At 46.1% G+C, this 19,937-nt stretch carries 17 protein-coding genes; 7 read left to right on the top strand and 10 right to left on the bottom strand.

The genetic code is table 11. The annotated features are described in order from the left end of the window. Positions 1-19: 19 nt before the first annotated feature. From LZG94_RS04755 to LZG94_RS04745, 3 genes are all read left to right on the top strand, one after another. Complete coding sequence (locus LZG94_RS04755; protein WP_233790787.1) at positions 20-2,326, top strand: hypothetical protein; 2,307 nt, start codon at positions 20-22, stop codon at positions 2,324-2,326. A gap of 282 nt (positions 2,327-2,608) precedes the next feature. Further along, on the top strand, positions 2,609-3,001 hold the full coding sequence (locus tag LZG94_RS04750; protein ID WP_233790786.1) for a hypothetical protein: 393 nt from the start codon (positions 2,609-2,611) through the stop codon (positions 2,999-3,001). A 528-nt stretch (positions 3,002-3,529) separates the two neighbouring features. Continuing rightward, entirely contained in the window at positions 3,530-3,868 is a 339-nt protein-coding gene (locus LZG94_RS04745; protein WP_233790785.1) for a cupin domain-containing protein, read from the top strand. 9 nt (positions 3,869-3,877) lie between these two features. On the opposite strand, the gene LZG94_RS04740 is transcribed toward LZG94_RS04745, so the two are convergent. After that, the gene (locus LZG94_RS04740) at positions 3,878-4,027 is read right to left on the bottom strand and encodes a hypothetical protein (protein WP_233790784.1); all 150 of its coding nucleotides are present in this window, start codon (positions 4,025-4,027) and stop codon (positions 3,878-3,880) included. 73 nt (positions 4,028-4,100) lie between these two features. On the opposite strand from LZG94_RS04740, the gene LZG94_RS04735 reads away from it, so the two are divergent. From LZG94_RS04735 to LZG94_RS26515, 3 genes are all read left to right on the top strand, one after another. Further along, entirely contained in the window at positions 4,101-4,457 is a 357-nt protein-coding gene (locus LZG94_RS04735) for an XRE family transcriptional regulator (RefSeq protein WP_233791119.1), read from the top strand. A 262-nt stretch (positions 4,458-4,719) separates the two neighbouring features. Next, the gene (locus tag LZG94_RS04730; RefSeq protein WP_233790783.1) at positions 4,720-5,862 is read left to right on the top strand and encodes a DUF4041 domain-containing protein; all 1,143 of its coding nucleotides are present in this window, start codon (positions 4,720-4,722) and stop codon (positions 5,860-5,862) included. 537 nt (positions 5,863-6,399) lie between these two features. Further along, a complete protein-coding gene (locus tag LZG94_RS26515; RefSeq protein ID WP_409013236.1) occupies positions 6,400-6,837 on the top strand; it encodes a PleD family two-component system response regulator in 438 nt (145 codons plus the stop codon). Between the two features lie 19 nt (positions 6,838-6,856). Here the strand turns inward: LZG94_RS26515 and LZG94_RS04725 are convergent, their stop codons facing one another. From LZG94_RS04725 to LZG94_RS04700, 6 genes are all read right to left on the bottom strand, one after another. Beyond that, a complete protein-coding gene (locus LZG94_RS04725) occupies positions 6,857-7,069 on the bottom strand; it encodes a hypothetical protein (RefSeq protein WP_233790782.1) in 213 nt (70 codons plus the stop codon). A 520-nt stretch (positions 7,070-7,589) separates the two neighbouring features. Then, entirely contained in the window at positions 7,590-11,405 is a 3,816-nt protein-coding gene (locus LZG94_RS04720) for a PVC-type heme-binding CxxCH protein (RefSeq protein ID WP_233790781.1), read from the bottom strand. 41 nt (positions 11,406-11,446) lie between these two features. Continuing rightward, positions 11,447-13,027, bottom strand: coding sequence for a RagB/SusD family nutrient uptake outer membrane protein (locus LZG94_RS04715; protein WP_233790780.1), 1,581 nt, complete (start codon positions 13,025-13,027; stop codon positions 11,447-11,449). Positions 13,028-13,055: 28 nt separating this feature from the next. Next, positions 13,056-16,463: a TonB-dependent receptor gene (locus tag LZG94_RS04710; RefSeq protein WP_233790779.1), complete on the bottom strand. Its 3,408-nt coding sequence runs from the start codon at positions 16,461-16,463 to the stop codon at positions 13,056-13,058. A gap of 5 nt (positions 16,464-16,468) precedes the next feature. After that, positions 16,469-17,461 carry a FecR family protein gene (locus tag LZG94_RS04705; RefSeq protein ID WP_233790778.1) on the bottom strand — a complete coding sequence of 331 codons (993 nt, stop codon included), beginning with the start codon at positions 17,459-17,461 and terminating at the stop codon, positions 16,469-16,471. 38 nt (positions 17,462-17,499) lie between these two features. Beyond that, a complete protein-coding gene (locus LZG94_RS04700; RefSeq protein WP_233790777.1) occupies positions 17,500-18,165 on the bottom strand; it encodes an RNA polymerase sigma-70 factor in 666 nt (221 codons plus the stop codon). 249 nt (positions 18,166-18,414) lie between these two features. Between LZG94_RS04700 and LZG94_RS04695 the strand changes: the two genes are divergently transcribed. Further along, complete coding sequence (locus LZG94_RS04695; protein WP_233790776.1) at positions 18,415-18,657, top strand: hypothetical protein; 243 nt, start codon at positions 18,415-18,417, stop codon at positions 18,655-18,657. A gap of 58 nt (positions 18,658-18,715) precedes the next feature. Here the strand turns inward: LZG94_RS04695 and LZG94_RS04690 are convergent, their stop codons facing one another. From LZG94_RS04690 to LZG94_RS04680, 3 genes are all read right to left on the bottom strand, one after another. Then, entirely contained in the window at positions 18,716-18,958 is a 243-nt protein-coding gene (locus LZG94_RS04690; RefSeq protein WP_233790775.1) for a hypothetical protein, read from the bottom strand. Positions 18,959-19,028: 70 nt separating this feature from the next. Next, the gene (locus LZG94_RS04685) at positions 19,029-19,253 is read right to left on the bottom strand and encodes a hypothetical protein (protein ID WP_233790774.1); all 225 of its coding nucleotides are present in this window, start codon (positions 19,251-19,253) and stop codon (positions 19,029-19,031) included. 88 nt (positions 19,254-19,341) lie between these two features. Then, complete coding sequence (locus LZG94_RS04680) at positions 19,342-19,917, bottom strand: DUF417 family protein (RefSeq protein ID WP_233790773.1); 576 nt, start codon at positions 19,915-19,917, stop codon at positions 19,342-19,344. Between the last annotated feature and the right edge of the window lie 20 nt (positions 19,918-19,937).

Below are 19,937 nucleotides of genomic sequence, written 5' to 3'. Positions count from 1 at the left end.
TAACTTTTATTTACATTACATGATTGACATGCAATTTCCGATCCTTAAAACCCTTATTTTAAATGCATTAATGTTAATAGTTGCTCCGTACTGTCATGCCCAGCATGACTTTACTACCGACTATTTTAAAATCCATATCAACAATAAGGGCTGGATTACGAGTATGAAGAATGTGACCGGAAAGGGCTCCCAACGGGAATTTAGTCCGGCTGACAAACCCTCGCCATTGCTTTCTCTTTACGATAGCAAAAAAGGGAAATATTACCAGCCGACGAAAGCGATTTATAATAAGACCAAACGGACTTTCGTGCTGCAATATCCCAACGGTTCAGTCGCTACTGTTGCATTGGTTGTTAACAAAAAGTATTTCAAACTGACTTTGCAATCGCTTGGTCACCGAAATGGTATCGATAATATTCAGTGGGGTGCCTATCATACCAATATTACCAATCTTTTTGGCGAAATAATCGGGGTAGCACGGGATACCAGCGATGCAGTCAATTATGCGATTGGCATGCTGGCGCTGAACGATAACACCCTCGGCGGCACTTCCGAAACCATAGCCGACGCGGCGCCTTTCCAATATATCATCCATAGTCCTGATAAAAAGCGCTTTCCGCTGCCTTCACACCTGCACGAAGGTCAGATTTTTCCGATTGGTGGTGATGGTATCAATGACGTTGCCTTTTATGCGCATAAAGAACCTTATTACCGGATTTTATACGGCAATGCAGCCCAGATCGATACTCAGGGTAGAATTTCCATTGCGTACAGTTCGAGGGACCGGGCACCAAAGCGGGAGGTTTACTTTTCGCTGATTCCAAATATGGCGGTTAACAAACCGAACCATCAGGAAGTGCAGCCATTGCCCGGGGTAGATTATCACGGATCTTCGGTTGGATTTTGGGGAAGTCCGGACAGTACAGCGTTGCTGGACGTGGTTCAAAACATTGTGCTATCGGAAGGCCTGCCTTATCCAAAGATCAACGGAAAATGGGTAAAAGATCCGGCCGCATTTGTGCCGGACGCACTGACCGTCGGTGGGGTATATGATAGCATTGTACCTTATACCCATCGTTTAGGCTTTAAAGCAATCAGCTTATATGATCAGGGTTTTGTCAGGCCCGACCGTGGTAATGAGGGATATCTGGACGGAAAAGACTTTGAAAAGAAATCGTTAAAAATGGCGGCTGGTGATAAGTCGCACAAAGAATTTGCCGAAATGGCTGCAAAATCCGGATTGATCATCGGCCGAACGCCCATCACGACCGCATTGGCACCGGGTACCAAAGACGCCAGCCCGGTTCCCAGCGATAGTTTATGTTACCAGCAAAAACGATTGCTTGTCAAAAGTATCGCACCCGGCGATACGATCATTGTTGTCAATGATCCCAAATATCTTGATGAAGTAGCCAGCTGGGAAGGTCATGCAAAGAACCTAAATATGATCAAGATCGGCAAAGAGCTGATTTATTATATGGGGGTTTCTGATAAAGCACCGTTCCGGCTGCTCAATGTGAAACGAGGCTACTGGAAAACCACCGAATCCAGTCACGCAGCCGGTGATACCATTTACAAATTGCAGGTGACGATCAACTATGGCTACGACGGGCTCATTCCCAACATGCAATTGCAGGACAAAATAGCCGAATACTATGCCGACGTATGCAAGATCAATGGACTGGCATACTATGATTTTGACGGTCAGGAGTTTTTGTTCAATAATGGCCACGGTTATTATTCCGTCAAGCGGTTTTTTCGTAAAATGTTTGACAGGGCCAACGAACTTGGAGTACCCTATATTCGCTTCACGGGATCTACCTTGTCAGAAGGCTCGTGGCATTATCAGAGCATCTGGAATGTGGGTGGCGGAAAAAATCTTTACGATGTTGAAACCAGGGAATGGGGCAGTGCCACCAGCCAGGGCAAAGACCTGAGAGACGTAACTTATGCCAACTTTTTTCCAGTCGGAATGGGTGCAAACTTCCCGGTCAATGCAAAATCCACCGTCGCTGAATATGAGCACATTCAAGCAATTTCGGTAGGGATCGGCTCTACTTACAGCCTTAAACTTGACCAGAAAGAAGTCGAAAGCTGCCCACAAAAGGACGCTATTTTTAAGGCTATCAGAACCTGGGAAAACGCCCGCGCTGCGAATGCGTTTCCGCGTTGGCTCAAAAAAGAACTTGCGGATCCCGCCCATCAATTTCATCTGGAAGAGCTCACTGATGATAGCTGGCAGCTGTATAAAACGAACCTTGATGGTGCGAACAGAAAACTTTACCGTACTCTCAGAAGGGATTTAAATTATCTGAAAATGGATTGAGATGTCCCGCATCGTCGCCTGACAACTGTAAACGTGTTATACACGCTGCTATATATACGCGAACCATATTGCCGCGCTTAGATATTCTAACTTTGGCCAAAATACTTCAACTAAAAATCCGGGGCCGGAACATTAAAGTTTCAGCCCCGGCTTTTCCAATTGGACATTGGAAGGAAGTAAAAGGAGCAAAATATCACTTTTGGCTATTTCGACGTTCCTCTTGCTAAAAAATCTGTCGGTACCAAGTTTGTGATTATTTGAAATAAATCTTTGAATTCAATTATGAGCGCGCATATAAAACTGAACATTACTCCGTTCCTGGTAGTCACCGATGCGTTGGGCGCAGCCGCTTTCTACGAAGCGGCATTTGGTGCAACTATATTGGAAAAGTATACCAATGTCGGTAGAACAAATGCGAGAATTGGAATAGGCAATGCAGATTTCTGGATTGGGGATGAGGAGCCGGAATTTAACAATCTTAGTCCCGCAACAATAGGAGGATCGCCAGTTCGCATGATTTTGACAACGTCGGATCCCGACACAATATTCGTTAATGCATTGAAGGCCGGAGCTACCCAAATATGTCCAGTCACGGTTGAAGAAGATTGGAAAATTGGAAAGCTCAAAGATCCGTTTGGGCACATTTGGGAAATTGGGTGTCCGTTACAAGAATGAGAATTGAGAAAATTACTAACCTGGATTACTCCACTGATGCTGGGAGCATTATTGGGCCTTTACGAAATTTTGCACGGACTGTTTTATGTGGTTAATGGAACACCGGACCAAAAGCGAGACTATCCGCTTGAAATTGTTCTTGGGCTACTCATTATGGCTGTATGCCTTGGGGGGCACTGGCTGATTCGACGAATCTCTCATTCAAACACGCGCACTGTATGGATCACGGAATTAATACTGGTTGGCTTTATCATATACGGTTTTTATCGTTCGTAAAAATCAGAAACCTAGTGTCGGGTTTGAAAGCAATGGTAGCTGCTCGGAAATTTATCATCGTGGTTTCTATTTGTCCCTTATTATCTCGCGGATAGCATTTACCAAGATACATCCTCCTGGCAAAGTATTTTAAATGCAGTTCGCATGAAAACACTATTTGGGTTTATTTGTAGTTGACATACGCTATGTTCTTGGCTGAGGCGCGGGTTTTGTACCTCTTTGCTAAACTTAATCCTTTCCAAAAAACCATTAATGAAAACAACTCCACTTACCCCAATCGATATTAACGAAATTACCCGATCAATAACAGACAGATACGCAAATTTCACGGTAGCTGAATTGAACGACCATGTTGTCAGGCTAAGTGTAATGACCGAAAGTTATCACTGGCATTATCATCCCAATTCGGACGAAACGTTTATGACAGTTGAAGGTATCTTATTGATTGATCTTGAAACAGAAACCATCGAATTACTTCCTGGTCAACTTTTCACAATTCCCAAAAACATCGTCCACCGGACCCGGCCGAAGGGAGAGCGTTCAGTGAATATTACAATAGAACATTCTCAGCTCGAAACGGTGAATCCATAGTTGACCAGCTTACCGGGCCAATCGCAGCCCAAAATCGAAACGTTTCTCAACTATCCGACTCAGAATGCCAATCTGTCCGCAGTGGTACACGGTATGCTTGATATTCCAGTCGATCAGATGTCCAACTTGCCAGTTAACATTTGATTCGATCACATTCATAGGCATGTAAAGTCTGGTTGACTAGTACTTCTATCTCGGTCATTTTAGAAAAAGGAAGCGTTTCAGAGAAATGATGTCCGTGAAGCAAAACGCGCTGGCGTTTGAGCTCGGGGAAGACTGGAACCAGCAAAAAAACTCTCTACTTGAACAGAAGGAAAAGATCGATTCGGATATTTTGGAGCAAGTGGCGGCTATTTTGAAGATTCCAGCTGAGGCGATTCGGAATTTTGATGAGGAGCAGGCTGTGAATATTATATCAAATACCTTTCACGATTCGTCAGTAGCTAACGGTGTCTTTCATAATCCTATTTACCACCCAATTGACAAACTAATGCAACTTCACGAGGAGAAGATTGCTTTGTATGAGCGGATGTTGAAGGAGAAGGATGAGGCGGTTGGAGCGGTTGATTGGGGGGAAATGAATAGCTGAACAACAACGCTCCGGAGGAGCTCCCTGTTTGTAGAAAAGACATCGAACATAATTTGTTTGGCCCCAGCGGGGCCTCCTGTAATTTGGCGATTTATTAGGAGGCCCCGCTGGGGCCTTTGCTGTAAATTGGAAACCCATTTTCTACAAACAGGAAGCCGCTCTGCGGCGAGACCTGGTTTCTGATTTGACCATTTATTTTGGATTATTTTTTTGATTTGATTATTTATATTAGACTTCTTCAAACCCTCTCATCCCAATACATATGGGTCTCCTAGATTTCTTTAAGAAAAAAGAACTTTCCGAAATACAGTCTTTAAAAGAACAGCTCGAATATTATCGGCCGATTATAGATGTCGACCTAGAAGCTCGGCAAAAACACCTTGAAATAAGTAAGCTAGAAAAAAAGCGGAGTGAACTAAGTCACGGTTATGGAGCAGGTCTAGATACATTCACATCTCTTAAAAAAGAGATTGCTCTATTTGAGTCGAAACTGGATTTAATTGAGTATGGATTATATGAGCCGACATATGATTTTGAAAAATCGGATGAGTATCGGGAGACTCAAAAAAATATTATTGAGAAGCAAAAGGATTTAATAAAATATGACCGTGCCGCGATTTGTTCGGCTGACTGGACAGTAGAAGGGAGCGCCTCCAAAGGAAAAGTAATAGTTAACCGATTCAAAAAACTAATGCTCCGAGCTTTCAATGGAGAAAGTACAGCATTCATTTCGAAAGTGAAATGGAACAATATCATTCAAATGAAGGAAAGACTTTCTAAATCCTATCATGATATAAACAAATTGGGTGAAGGTTTCAAAATTTCGCTAACACTAGAATATTTAAACCTTAAAGAACAAGAGTTAATTCTTGAATACGAATATCAAGCGAAGAAGCAGCAAGAAAAAGAAAACATGCGGCCAATTCAGGATGAATTACGAGAGGAAGAAAAAGCGCGCAGAGAATTCGAGCAAGCACAGCGGGAGGCCGAACGTCAAGAAGCTGCCTTCCTAAAAGCACTTGAAAAAGCGCGTAAAGAAATGGGCCTGGTCACAGGCGTGGAATATGATAAATTGAATGATAAGGTGGCGATGTTGGAAATTGAATTAGCATTGGCAAGGGAAAAGAAAGAACGTGCACTTTCAATGGCTCAGCAAACGAAGCGAGGGCATGTATACATCATATCCAACATTGGATCTTTCGGTGAGAATGTCTTTAAAATCGGCATGACTCGCAGACTTGAACCAATTGATCGTATTCGCGAATTAGGCGATTGCCCTACCTTCGTGTACACAAATTCGTACACCGATGAGAATCATATCAGCCCGGGAATTTCGGGGGAAGCAGAAGGATTATCTGGATCTTGCAGAAAAAGAACGGGTGATTATTCACCGGGGAAAGAATAAAAAGTCAGTTTTACTCACGCCAATTGATGAAAGTACTGAAACTGATGTCTTTTTTTCGGACCCGCAAGTGTTTAATGCCATTAAAGAGGGCATTGAGGACGTGAAGGCTGGAAGAGTGACTTCCATTCGCGATCTCAAAAATATATGGGCAGGTATTCTGTAAACAGTTTCTATATGCAAAAATGCCGCTCCGGGAATCCGAAGCGGCATTTTGTGAAGATGCAGGGAGTCGAACCTCCCTCAGATCTTCCTAAATATCAATCACTTGTAAAATGTCAAAAATTCTGCTCACCGAATCGCTCACCAAGTATTAATCAAGCTGCAATAACCTTACAAAGATACTTTCCGAAAGGATTTATATCAAGTGAAACCGGCAATTCTTCTTTTATCCTGCTAGAATTACGCAGCCGGATAATCAAGCATAAAATTTGAAGAGTAACAATTTCCTACGGAAGCGGTAGAGAGGATTGTTGACGAGCTGTCCAAGTATTAACCCCTATAGTTGAAGTAGAGAGTAATTTGATTTCATGTACCACAATGATAGAGGCAATCAAAGCCATAGATCCAAGCATTGAAATCATGGAATCGGAGAATGGGCAGGAACTTCTCACGGTTCTGCAGTCGCAAACAGTACTAGATAGATGTCTTATCATCTTAGACATGAACATGCCTAAGATGAACGGCTTGGAAACTCTATCGAATCTGCGAATCATTCCTCGCTTAGCTTCCTTACCAATAGTTATGCTTTCGACATCTGGAAATCCAGATGTGATTGACTTTGCTAGAAAATTAGGTGCGCTAGACTATTATATAAAGCCCAGAATTGATGGTAAACCATGCTGGGCTACTGGGGAAAGGACCGCTCAGTTATTGGCAAAACGCTGGCCAGCGCAGTCCCGGAACTGGAAGGGCAGCCCTTTCTGGACATCCTCAATGACACCTACCAGGCGGGAATTACAAGGCAATTTTTTATAGCACGCCGGCCAAACTTTCATCAAGCGGAAAGCTGGATACCTACTACTTTGACTTTACTTACAAGCCACTTCTGGACAGTGCCGGAAACGTGTTTGCGATTATGAATATGGCCGTTGATGTAACCGGGCGCAATATGGCGACCCGGGCAATTGGACCAGTGAAGCCAGCCTTCGGACAGTGATTTTGGCTGCCCCTGCTGCTCACCCCCGTATAACTGAAAATCAGCACTCATTACGGGGTTGAGCTTAATTCGACAAGCAATTTGTCTATTCGGTAGTTGCCTTTACGGCCTGCGACCAAGTGATATCTGTGGTCGTATGGCATTTCTAATTAGTGGGCAGACAAAGCGGCAGCGTCGATTGTCTAGCGAATCCGCAAGTTAAGTACCACAGCGGAAGATGTTTCCAACTATTGCATCATGAATATCCTGTTCGGTCAGGTGGGGCCTTACGCACAGCAGTACAGCAGCCGACATGATTGCCCCGAATACAGTAACGGGATTGCGGTACATCGATTTTCTACCATGCCATTCAGACCGGATGACTGTTTGTTTCAGATAAACCTTCGATCTTCACCACCTTTTGCCAACTGCCTTGGCTTACCTTTGTAATGTAAGAGCGCATAGTCCCCTTCCAAATGCTACACACAAGGCCCGCATGCGCTACTCCACAACCATATCTGTTAGTCCAGGCTAATATTGTGCGGTATGAACAACATAAGGCACTCTCTTTTTTGGCCGGAATTTCATCCTGTTATTTTGTCCGCAAAAACGCCACCAACTCTGTAATTTCTTTATCGGATAGGGCTTCCAAAAGGCCCGAAGGCATCATGGATGTTGGAGTTGTTTCTCTCGTCTGAATGTCTGACTTATTGACGATCACTGCATCCTGTCCCACAATGCGTAGGGTAAGCTGACGCTCTGTTTCCTTGGCAATATTGCCAACGTAGGTTCTTCCGTCCCGGGTGGTCACCACTACCATTTTATAGTCGTCCTGGATTTCTCCGCTTGGATCCAGAATGTTGCCCAGCAAATAGTCCACGTTCCCCCGGTTTGAGCCGGTCAGATCAGGGCCGATAATGCCCCCTTCGCCAAACATTTTATGACACGGCCCACAGGTATTAATGAATATCTGCTTTCCCCTGACCGGACTAGCCGCTGATACAGCCTGATCGGTAAGCAGCTTCCGATATTTGCTGTAAGCCTTTTCATCGAATGCCACGTGATCAATAGGTCCCCACACTTCTACAAAACCGCTTCCTACTACCCTGCGCAGCTGACGTGCAACATAGGTCGGCACTTCATTTTTCGCAATTGTCTTCTTAGCGATCGCCTGGGTAAGTAACCAGCCGTATTTCGGCCGTGACGACAGGGTTTGAATGGCTTCGGCTTTTTCCCGCTGGTCGAAGCCGGGATATTTTTCAAGCAATAATTTCCCTAAAGGTTCCTGGTCATAATTAGCGATCGACCGGATGGCATCGAAGCGCAAAGCGGGCGTGGCCAGCAATGCGGGCAACTCTTTAACGAGTTCAGGCCGCTGCCTCGAAGCGAGATATTGGAGCGCTTTTTGTCTTTGCGCCGCAGGCGCGCCTGTATTTTTCAGTGTTACCAAATATGTTTTCGCCGCTTCCGTATCACCAAAATGCTGGGCGAGCTCAGTGGCCAATGCAGCCACGTTACCCGGACCTTGTTTCAACTTTGCGTAAACGGATTTCCAGTTGGCCGGCGTTTTCACGTCGGTGCGGCCTTCGAGACCATCCTGCATACCTTTCAGCAAGTCGACCTGATTGGCTGAGGCTTTGCCAATAGCAGTTAATAGTATTTCTGCTGCGTCGGCATCCATGATGCGGCGGGCAATGAAGTTGGTTACCATCGGTATTTTGCTTTTCTCTGATAACGCAAGCGCCTTCGCAGGATCAGCTTTCACCAGCGGCTCCAATCCGTACCAGATCATTTTCGGCAGGTTGTGATCATTCATATCCTGTGCGTGACCAACCAACATCTCAGCGATTTTCCAGCGTGATTCGGGTTTAATGCGCTGCATAGCGGAAGCCAGATATAACCTTACAGGAGCAGACGGATCCTCTTTGGCCATCTTTACAAATTGGGCAATCGCGATGGATGAGGCTGTTTCGTTTTCACATAAAAACTGAATCGCCCATGCACGGATGTACTCATCCTTGTCAGAAAGTGCGGATAAAAGTGCTTTTTCCGGAAGCGCGTTGGAAACCTGCAATGCCCACATGGCGCGGAGCCGGTAGTCGGCATTCAGATTGGATGCGTAAATATCAGACAACCGGTTAAGCGACTCTTCTGCAATTTTCCTTTTTCCGGCTCTGTTCTGCAAAATAAGGCGGGCCCTGCGTGCGTGCCACTCACTTTTGCTTGTTTGCAGATCTGCCAGTTGCGTATCACTAAACTTATCAAGGTCACTATAACGCCCCTCCCAGTTTTCAGCCTGCGACGTTTTGGGCATAATCCTGAATATCCTTCCGGTTTCGGAGTTCAATACGTCTGATCCACAAATGTCGGCGTCGTGCCAGTCCAGTACATACATTCCGCCTTCCGGCCCTATTTCCATACTAAACCCTACCCATTGTGCATTGTTGGCCATCATGAAATCATCTCCATGTTTCCCTACAAAACCGGAACCTTTACTTTCTAAAATGTCTGATAAGATCCCGTGTTCATGAATATTGGCCATGAAAATCTTTCCTCTTTCCGTTTGAGGGAATGCATCTGAAAGATACACTCTTGCTCCCCCGTGTGCAGAGCGGTGGCTGTGTTCGGCTATCGTTTTAATATCGTTATATACATAGGGATTGAAATGCTGCCCGCCCTGACGGTGGTAAATGCCGCCCGGGACCACGTGCCAGAGGTGGGGTATGACGCAGGCTGTCATAAAAAGTTGTCCTTTTGCATCATAATCAATACCCCAGGGGTTACTGAATCCGTGTGCTACCACCTCAAACTTATCCTTCGTAGGATGATAGCGCCACACTCCGCCGTTGATATCTACCCCATCTTTCAGGATCTCCTCCGGAAACGGGTCTTTGTGCTTGTAAAGCTTTCCCTTCCCCACAGGTTTACCTACCTTAGACGGCGTGGCAAAACCCTGCAAACCATACAGCCAGCCATCAGGCCCCCAGTGAAAACTGTTGATCGTTTCGTGCCGGTCGCGGATGCCCCAGCCTGTAAGCCGCACTTCGATATCCTCCACATCGGCTTTATCGTCCTTGTTTTTATCAGGAACAAAAAGCAGGTTCGGCGGAGCCCCTATGAACACGCCGTCGAAGCCCACGGCAATAGCGGAGGGAAATGCAATGCCTTCCATGAAAACTTTACGGCTATCCGCTACGCCATCATGGTCGGTATCTTCCAGAATGAGTATCCGGCTGTCGCCTGCATTGGAGAACCCTTTTCCCCTCGACTCATAATCCCGGTTTTCGGCAATCCACATCCGGCCGCGATCGTCCCAGCAAAATGCCATCGGCTGCGTCATCATCGGCTCAGAAGCCCACGCATTCACTTTGTAACCCTCTTTGATCGTCATTGCCGCAACAGCTTCCTGGGCACTCAGAAATTTAGCCTCTCTCCCCTCTTTTTGTGCGATTGCCCAAAGTGCTGCTGTGTTGTAGGTGCCGTTATTACCAATAAATTCTCCGAATGTTTTATTCAGTTCTACATCATTCAGCTCGCCGGTATAAACAACTAGCTCGTGTTTGATGATCTCCGTATCTCCTTTCTTAATATGCCAGTCGGCCTTTCTGGCGCGCGCTGGCCCGGCACCCAACTGGCCGTCAACCCGCCAGGTTTGCGGATAGCCTTTATTTTCGGGATGGTCGAAAATGGCGATATGCGCCAGGTTGTCGCGTCCTTCCACCTGCATAGCAATATCCACCCACATAGCTGCCTGCCCTTCGGCTCTTTCATTGCGCTGGCGGGCGGCGTTTATCACTTCCCCTTTTATTCCTTTTTTCCAGGGCATCCGCACGAAGAGCCCGCCGTAATCATATTTGCCAATGGTCACGTCGGTCTGTGCCTCTCCATTCCATTCCAGGTCGAGCAGGTACTTACCGTCCTTCTGGCGCATTGACCAGTTTTGTGTTTCGGTCAAAACCGCAACTCCTGCCGAGTCCAGGAGATTGTACACCGTCTGCCATTTAACCACATCACCTTTACTTTCCGAAACTGTGGCCGAAACTCTTTTCCAGTAATCTCCGTCCGGATGGTGAAAATAATCCCTTCCGTTCACACGCGTATAACCCCAGTAAATTCCGGTCTGATGCTTGTGGTGTCCTGGGCTGTATTCTGTGAGCACCCCTTTTCCGTCCGGTGCGACAATGGGATGAAGATAGGGACGGAAATTAGGCCGGGCATTTTGTACCAGGATTGGTTTGGATTCTTTTCCGCGAAAAATACTGATCGTTCCGACGGTAGTATCCTGGACAATGTGAAGCTGCACTTCTGCATTTGGAATAGTAACAACCGTTTCCTTCGTATCCCGGAATATGAGACCAAGGTTCAATAGCAGGAAAAGCGCTAAAAATGGCAGGGATTTAGACATCATTATATAAGTGGGAATGTGGAAATAGATAAAGGATTACAAGCTTACCAATTTGGGTTTTGGGTCAAATTAGGATTCAGCTCCTTCTCGCGCTGTGGTATCGGCCACAGGTAATCGCGTTCCTTATTGAATATCTTGACAAATGCCGGAATGGAGATCGTTTTCAGCTCGCCGGCAGCATTGGTATAGGTCATACCGTAAAGAATCCCTGGGACTACCTGTTCTGCGATCCGCCATCTGCGGATATCAAAATAGCGCAGTCCTTCAAATGCCAGTTCGACCTGGCGCTCGTTTCGCACCATTTTACGCATCTCATCCTGCGATCCTAATTTGGCAACAGGCGGCATGTTCACATCCGGGCGGCTACGTACTTTATTGATCGCATCCAATACACTTTGATCCAGCTCATTTGCTTCGATCTTGGCTTCTGCGTAAATCAGCAAAACCTCTGCATAGCGCATTAGAATAAGATTGATACCACCATTATTGGGCTGCGCAATATCTTCTTTGTTGAGGTATTTCCGGGTATTAAAGCCCGTACTCGTCGAATTTTCAGAATTTCCGATCGCATCGCCGGTTCCGCTTTCGGGCCTTGAATCGTAGATTTTTCCATTAGGCAGCTCAGACCCCAGTACATAAATGGAATATTTCAGGCGCGGGTCCCTTTTGTCGTAGGGTTTCTTGGGGTCAAAGCCGCTTGAAGGATCGGTTATCGCCTTTCCATTACTCATTTGGTATGCATCCACAGCCAGCTTGGTGGGCACAAAACTGTTCACCTGCGGAAAAACGCTATTGGGTGTGGTGAGGCTGAAAATATTATTGGATTGAATGTCCTTAATCGACTGTTTATCAAAGATGACTTCTGAGTTATTTTCCGCAGCATAGGTGAAAAGATTCTCATACGAAGGGTAAAGACTATAAGCGTTGAGATCCATCACTTGCTTCGCCGCCACGGCGGCTTCCTTGAATCTGCCGGCATAGAGCAAAGCACGTGCATTCAGCGCCAACGCAGCTCCTTTCGTTACGCGGCCTTTGTCGGCCTGGCTCACAGGCAGCAAGGTGGCGGATTCGGTGTATTCTTTGGAAATAAAATCCCAGACCTGTGCCACCGGTGTTCGGGTAAGTTCCCGGCTTTCCTCCACGGTAATGATTGACGTCACAAGCGGAACATCGCCATAAAGTATCGCCAGTTTTGAATAAAAGTAGGCCCGGAGCGTTCTCACCTCCCCTTTCAACCGGTCTATCCTGGCCTGGTCGGTCACCGGAATCTTGTCCACATTGCTCAGAAATGCATTGGCCGCCTGGATACCTTTGTACGCATCATTCCATTCGTTCAGGATCTTGCCATACGTCGCGTCGTAACTCCCTTTTTCTATCAGCGACTCCTCCCGCCAGCCAAGCGTTACGTGCCCGATGTCCGACATAGCGTCCCAATTGGTGAAGTTCGCGGCGGTTTCAAGGTAAGTGTACACTGCATTGGAAGCCAGCACTGCGTCATTTTCAGTTTTCCAATATATTTCAGACGAAACACGGTCGTTGGGAATGGTGTTCAGCAGATCGGGATTACAGCCCGGCAAGAGCGCTGCACCAGCAAAAATTAATGCTATGACTTTATAATTTTTCATCGGATTCTATTTTAAGCAGGTGCAATTTTTAAAACTGAATATTGACTCCCAAAGTGGATACGGCGGTTTGCGGATAGCGTTCTGTACGGCCGCCCGGGGCTGTTTCCGGATCTACATTCCACTCGTTCAGCTCGGAAAAGGTGAGCAGGTTGGTAGTTGCGATGTACACACTCGCCATTTTGATTCCAACTTTGCGGATCAGGTCAGTTGGTAACTGATACATGAGCTGAATGTTTTTGAGGCGCAGATAAGAACCATTCATCAGGTCCCTGTCGGACATTACAAAATTCCTGAGGTCGTATTTGAGCGGCCGGGAAAAGCGGGCGTTCCTGTTTTCAGGAGTCCAGTAGTTCCCTGCTATCAGTTCATGCGTAAACCCGCCCCAAATGCCCATTTCGATGATCGCCCCACCAACGCGTGTCTTGGAACCGGCAGAACCCTGCCACAACGTATTGAGTGAAAATGCTTTGTAAGAGAAGTTGAGATTGGAGCCGAATGTATATTTCGGAAAGCTCTGCCCCAGGTAGGTCATATCCGAGGGAGTGATTTTGCCGTCATTATTCAGGTCAACAAATTTGACGTCCCCGGGCATGATCCCGGTTCTCATGGTCGGATAGTTCAGGATTTCTTCCTCAGTTTGGAACAGCCCGTCGGTTTTGTATCCCCAGAAAGAATTGATCGCATAACCTTCCGAGGTAATGTAGCGGGTTTCGTTGCCGCCTGTGATGTACGGCCCGGTACCAGCCAGGTTTCCGACACTGTTATTATTTATGTTAAAATTAAAATTGGCATCAATACCAAAGTCACCAAACTTGTTTCTGGTCGTCACAGCGAATTCCCAGCCTTTGTTATTGACCTGCCCGGCATTTTGCGGCGCAGGAAGCAGGCCCAGCGTACCCGGCACAGGCAGGGTCAGCAGAATCCCATCGGTGGTTTTGGCATAATAGTCCATACTTAACGTAAACCGGTTATTCAGGAAACTGGCATCCAGTCCCACATTGGATTGCGTGGTAGTTTCCCATGTCAAATTTTCGTTGGCAATCCTCGTCTGCTGGAAAGTCTGCGCAGGTAAGCCCGAAAATGAGTAAACACCCGAGCTCAATGTCGCTAAACCGCTATACAGATCCACGGCCTGATTTCCTGTTTTTCCCCACGAACCCCTCAACTTCAATTCGCTTACATAATTGCTGAGACCGCCCCAGAACTTTTCTTCCGAAATCCGCCAGCCGGCTGAAACAGAAGGAAAAAAACTATATCTGTTATTTTCCAGAAACCGGGAAGATCCGTCATACCGGCCATTGGCTTCGAATAAATATTTGTCTTTAAAAGTGTAATTAACCCTACCGAAATAAGATCTCAGGCCCCAGGCGTACTCCACCCCACCATTGTTCTTGGTAGCGTCATTCGTACCCGAGCCTATTGACTGCACATCATTGCTATAAAATCCCTGACGAAAAGCACTCAGTGTACGTCCCCGGTTTGCTATCTGCGAGTAACCTGCAAGCGCCTGAATGGCGTGCTGGCCGATGGTAGTCGAATAGTTCAGCAGATTGTTGAATGTATACTCCCGCACATCATTCCTTGCCTCTGTCAAATTGTTTATCGGCACATTTTTTCTGATAATGGAAGGATTGTAGTAGTCGCGTACTTCGTATTTATTGGAGTAGTTTTTTTCAGAGATCAGGTTGATCCTCGCCCCGATCTGCGACGTGAATGTCAGCCCCTTCAAGATCTGCAACTCGCCTTTAAAATTACCCAGCACATATTCGTCGACCATCTTCGCCGTTCCTGCCTTTTCAACAGATAATAAGGGATTGTAACCGTCTGAACTGATCCCGTAAGTCCCATCGGGATAACGCGGAACGGTCCATTGTGAGGTTTGCAGCATTTTGTTAAAAACATCATTCTCGTTAATGGGCGAGAGTATATAATTAGATCTGTAATTCACATCTGTACTGAATTTCAGGCGCGAAGAGAGCTTATAATCGGTATTGAGCCTTACTTCACTGATTTTCGAATCCGAATTGGCTATCAAAATGCCCTGTTGGTTCTGGTAACGCACACTCAGGAGCGCCTTGATATTTTCACTGCCTCCGCTCACCGACAGCGAATGGTTCATTTGCGGTGCAGTCCGCAGCACTTCGTCGTACCAGACATTGGGCAGCGGATATTTCAGGCGGTCGGTAGCTGTCAGATACTCATTGATATATGAATCTGTAAAAATACCGGGTGCTCCGGTGGAGTTGGTCCAGGCGGTTTGTTGCAGCCTGAGATAATCTTCCAGGCCCATGTGCACAGGGTTGTTATTTGATTTTTGCAAAGCGTAGTATCCGTTATAGGAAACGGAAATTTTCCCAGAAGCGGCTCTTTTGGTCGTAAGCAAAATAACGCCATTCGCAGCGCGGGAACCGTAAATAGCGGTAGAAGACGCATCTTTCAATACCGAAACCGATTCAATATCGAGCGGGTTGATATCGCTCAGCCTCTGCTCTATCCCGTCGACGATCACCAGCGGTTCGTTGGCTCCGAGCGTAGTAATACCCCTGATTCGCAGCACCATATTGGATTTACCGGGTCCCGCGCCCTGGTCCAGTACCGTTAGTCCCGGAATTTGTCCCTGCAAAGATTGTTGTATGTTGGAAGTGGTACGTTTGATAAGATCTTTCCCTTTAATCGCTGCGACCGCACCCGTGAGTGACTCTTTCTTCATGGTAGAATAACCCACAACTACAATCTCATTCAGCGGATTATCATCGTTCGTCAGCTTGATATTAATGGTATCTGAACTGCCCGCCGTCACTTCTTGAGTAGCGTACCCGACGAAAGAAAAAACAAGCGTTTTGTTATCATCTTTGTACTCAATACTGAAATTCCCCTCAGTATCGGTCGTCGTTCCCCTGGTTGTTCCTTTAATTACCACACTTACCCCAGGCAGCCCGATTCCCTTTTCGTCGGAAACCTTGCCGGTGATCTTTCCGTCGGCCACCTGCGTTTCTGTTTTTGCAGCCCCAGGTGCGGTGCTCGCTGTCGCATTGTCCATTAACGGAATATCAAGAGATTGAACCAAACCAACTTGCGTTGACTTCCCGGCTTGTTTTTTCATAATGACGTACGTTCCCTTGCTCGCCTTACGATAGACCAGCCCGTAAGGTCTTAATATCGTTTCAAGCTGATATTCAAGCTTGCTGCCCGTTGTTGTAACAGGAGCCACGAAAATCCCCTGGACGGTCGACTCTTCGAACACGATACTGACCTTGTATTTCCGGCCCAGATCCACAAGCACATCTTTCAACATCGCATTGATATTCGACTGACTTTCAGGTCGCTTCTCGCTTCCAGACTGGCTGACATAGGCGATACTTTGCGACATGCTAGTGTGCTGTATCAGCAAAGACAAAATGAGTAGAGCTGCTCGGAGACGTAATGATTGTACCATGATGATTATTTATTTTGGGTATGCAATTCAGTTATATTCTGATTTTGAACGACTTCCAATTCCAATAATTCTGTGAGTATTTCGAGCAGATCGTCGGGATTTTCGGCGCGGTATATGCCCCCGATATGCCTTTCCAACAGAACGGAATCTGCTATACGCACATCAATATCGAACCGCTCCTTCATCTGCCGGGTCACTTCCAGCATGGGTGTATCATCGAAGTAAAAAAGCTGATCTTTCCAGGCGGTGTACTGCTGCGGCTTGGCAGGAACACTGATATCGAAGGTGTCGGTAGAGGTAGAGGTGAACAAGTTGCCAGGTTTCATATAAACCTGTTTACCAGCCGGCAGTTGAAGCTTTACCTTCCCCTGACTTAGCAGTACACGTTTCCTTGCGGCTCTGGAATAGGCAACAAACTTGGTCCCCAGCACTTCGATCTTATAGCTATCGCCCATTTTTACGATGAAGCGTTTATTGTCGGTGGTATGTGTCACGTCAAAGTCTGCTTCGCCCTCCAACTCAACTTCCCTGGATGCTTCAGCAAAGCCAAAACGCGATACCCTGAGTGTAGAATTCGCATTCAAAATGACCTGAGTGCCATCTGAAAGCATATATTTACTCGTTTTCCCAGCTGGCGACTGTAAAGTTTCGTACATCAAATCTTTTTGAAAAAACCAGCATGCAGCTATCAAAACACTTGCAGCGACAACAAAACGAGGCCAAATTCTTAAACTCCAAACCGGTAACTGACGAGTATCAGATTCTGTTTCAACACTGAATACATTGGCCCCGTCCAGCTGAGATTGATATGCGTGCAGTGCATTGTCCAAATCGGGACGAAACACCGGGTTCTCGCTTTCCCATTCATCCAGATACTTGTAATACAGCTCCTGATTTTCTGCCGTGCTCAACCATTCCTCGATTAACGTTCGCTGTATGACGGTTGTCTTATCGGAGAAAAAATCAAATAGCAAACGCTTTGTCACCGGATTTTCCATGGACTTATAATTTCAATTAGGATTGTTTTGTTTGATGATCAAAATGGCATACAGAAGAAAATAAGCACTTCTAAAAACCTGTTTTCCCTGAGTCCGCTTCGGAGTCGTGCAAGACCTCTGCTCACAAGCGCTTCTACTGCTTTTGCACTGATTCCGAGCTCAGTCGCTATTTCATCGTATTTTTTCCCCTCCACCCTTTTCAGGATATATGCGCGGCGGCATTGCGGTGGTAATTTCTGAACGATCAGCTCTACCTGGTGGTGAAGCTCGCTATACTGAAGAATGTCGTCGGGGCTAAGCGTTTCGGAAACAATGGAAAACCCTTCGGAGTCTAGTGGGACGGTCTTGTTCAGCTGCCATTTGAGATAATTGTACGACCTGTGCCTGATTGATTTATATAAATATGCACGGTAAGAAGTCGTGATCTGTTCGTAGATCCCTTTCTGCCAAAAATCTGTAAAGACCTCGGAAACAATATCCTCAGCAATCTCTTTGGAATGCACAAAACGGACGGCTTGATTGCACAGGTTTATATAGTACCGCCGGAACAGCAAATCGCAGCCTTTTTTAGGATCTTCCTGAAAAGTAATGCGCAATATCCGCTCATCGTCGGTTACGACAGTTGCCGTTTGTGACGGTCCAGGTTCATGAGCGTCCCACGCCAGTAATGGATTTTCTAAACTATTCAGATAAACATTTGACATCTCTCTATGTTGAACCGCCCGAAACTTCCGGTACTTTACATAGACAAGATTGGACTGCTAATCCCTATACTCGAAATAATAAAAAATAAGTTCGGTATAATTCTATTCCTTGTTTTACTGTCGCACCGACGACGTCAAACATTTCTATTCGGCAACGTGATTCAGCTAGCAAAGCAGGTTACTGGATTGTAGGGTCAAGTGGCTACAACCGACAACAACTGTTGTATACCAATACAAAGTGATTTAGATATGACCTTCATAGAAGGCAAATCCGCACACACAAATGGTGTGGGCTATTACCAGGAAAAAGGTAAGCCGATTCATGTTCTTCGAAAAGGTGACGCAGTGAGATGTCCGCCTGACACGCCGCACTGGCACGGTGCTTCACCGGAAAAAGGCCTTGTTCAAATGGCGGTAACGCCTAATCATGCTAGCGGAAGGGTCAAGTGGCTCCAACCCGTAACCGCTGCTAAATACACAAATTCAAAATGATTTGATCTTGACCTTCATACGGGTCCCATCAAACCCCAAGGACGAAAAAACTTCAAGTTCAAAGACCTACCACAGGTAAACCACTCGGTACAGTTGCAGGGATTGTTTTGTCAAAGGAATCATCGTTGAGCGTGTTCAAAAATTCGACAATCCTTGAAATATCTTTAAAATTTACGTCCATGTGTGTGGCGATTGAATCAATGCTGCCAGCTTTCACATTCGGGTTCAGGATCTTGCCTCCTGCCACATCCTCATAAAATAACAACACCTGATCCAGAGTAGTAAACTTGCCACTGTGCATGTAAGGAGCGGTAAAGCGCAGGTTACGTAGTGTGGGTGTCCGGAATGCATAATCCTGGTTGATCCCCGAGTCACTTTCTGCCCGCAGCCAGGTCAGGCAAGCTGTCCATCAAGTGATAAGGTTTCCAGAACTGCCCGCCTGCTACCTCCACTGTTTCCACATTATAAGACTGATAACGTTCATCTACCACTGCTATCTGTTTCATCGTTTTAGGTGAAAGGCTGATGAGCGTGCTATCCTTTCCTTGATCCGACTGTTCAGAAGTGTTGCAGGCAGAGACAATAAATGCTGTCATAACTACTAGGTTGAGCAACTTGTTCATTACATTATCTAGTTTAGTTGATTTATATTGAAGAACAACATTACATGATAAAACTGCCTTACTATCCGCTCGTTTGCTGTGCGGTCAAATACTTTCTGGCGGCCTGGGCCATCGTAGCAATCCCTGCGCCAAGCATGATGATATCTTTGATCACAAGTCGCCCTGCTGCACTCAGATAAGGGAACCCATACTCGGCGTCACCAAGTGATGGCACCCAGGTTTCAGGTGTGGTAATCAGAAATGACAATGTGACAATTGACATGATGATAACAAGAAAACTTCCAAATGCCGAGACTGCGGGAAATACCGGATACAGCGCTACCAAAAAGCCAATCAGAATGATTACTGTGCCCAACCCATAAGAAAAAATATAAGTATGGTTGGCTTGATGCCATGCGACATTTTCGGGCTTTAATTCACCTTCCTTATTCATATGCTGCTTATATTCTGGCGCATCGTATTTATAAAAGAAGTTCATAAATGGACTATTGGCTACAAACGGCACGATGCCGGCAGCTTCATATTGAAAAGCTTTCAAACCGCCAATCCATAACATTACAATCACAATACCCCATCGGGCAGCATTAATACCGGTGGCTTGTAACCCGGCCGCATAGGATAATAGTTTATTTATCATTGTTTTAATTTTAAGATTAT

The sequence above is a fragment of the Dyadobacter sp. CY343 genome (genome assembly GCF_021390335.1).
GTDB lineage: Bacteria > Bacteroidota > Bacteroidia > Cytophagales > Spirosomataceae > Dyadobacter.
The sequence above is the reverse complement of the archived record's forward strand: the minus strand, read 5'-3'. Positions and strand labels throughout refer to the sequence as shown.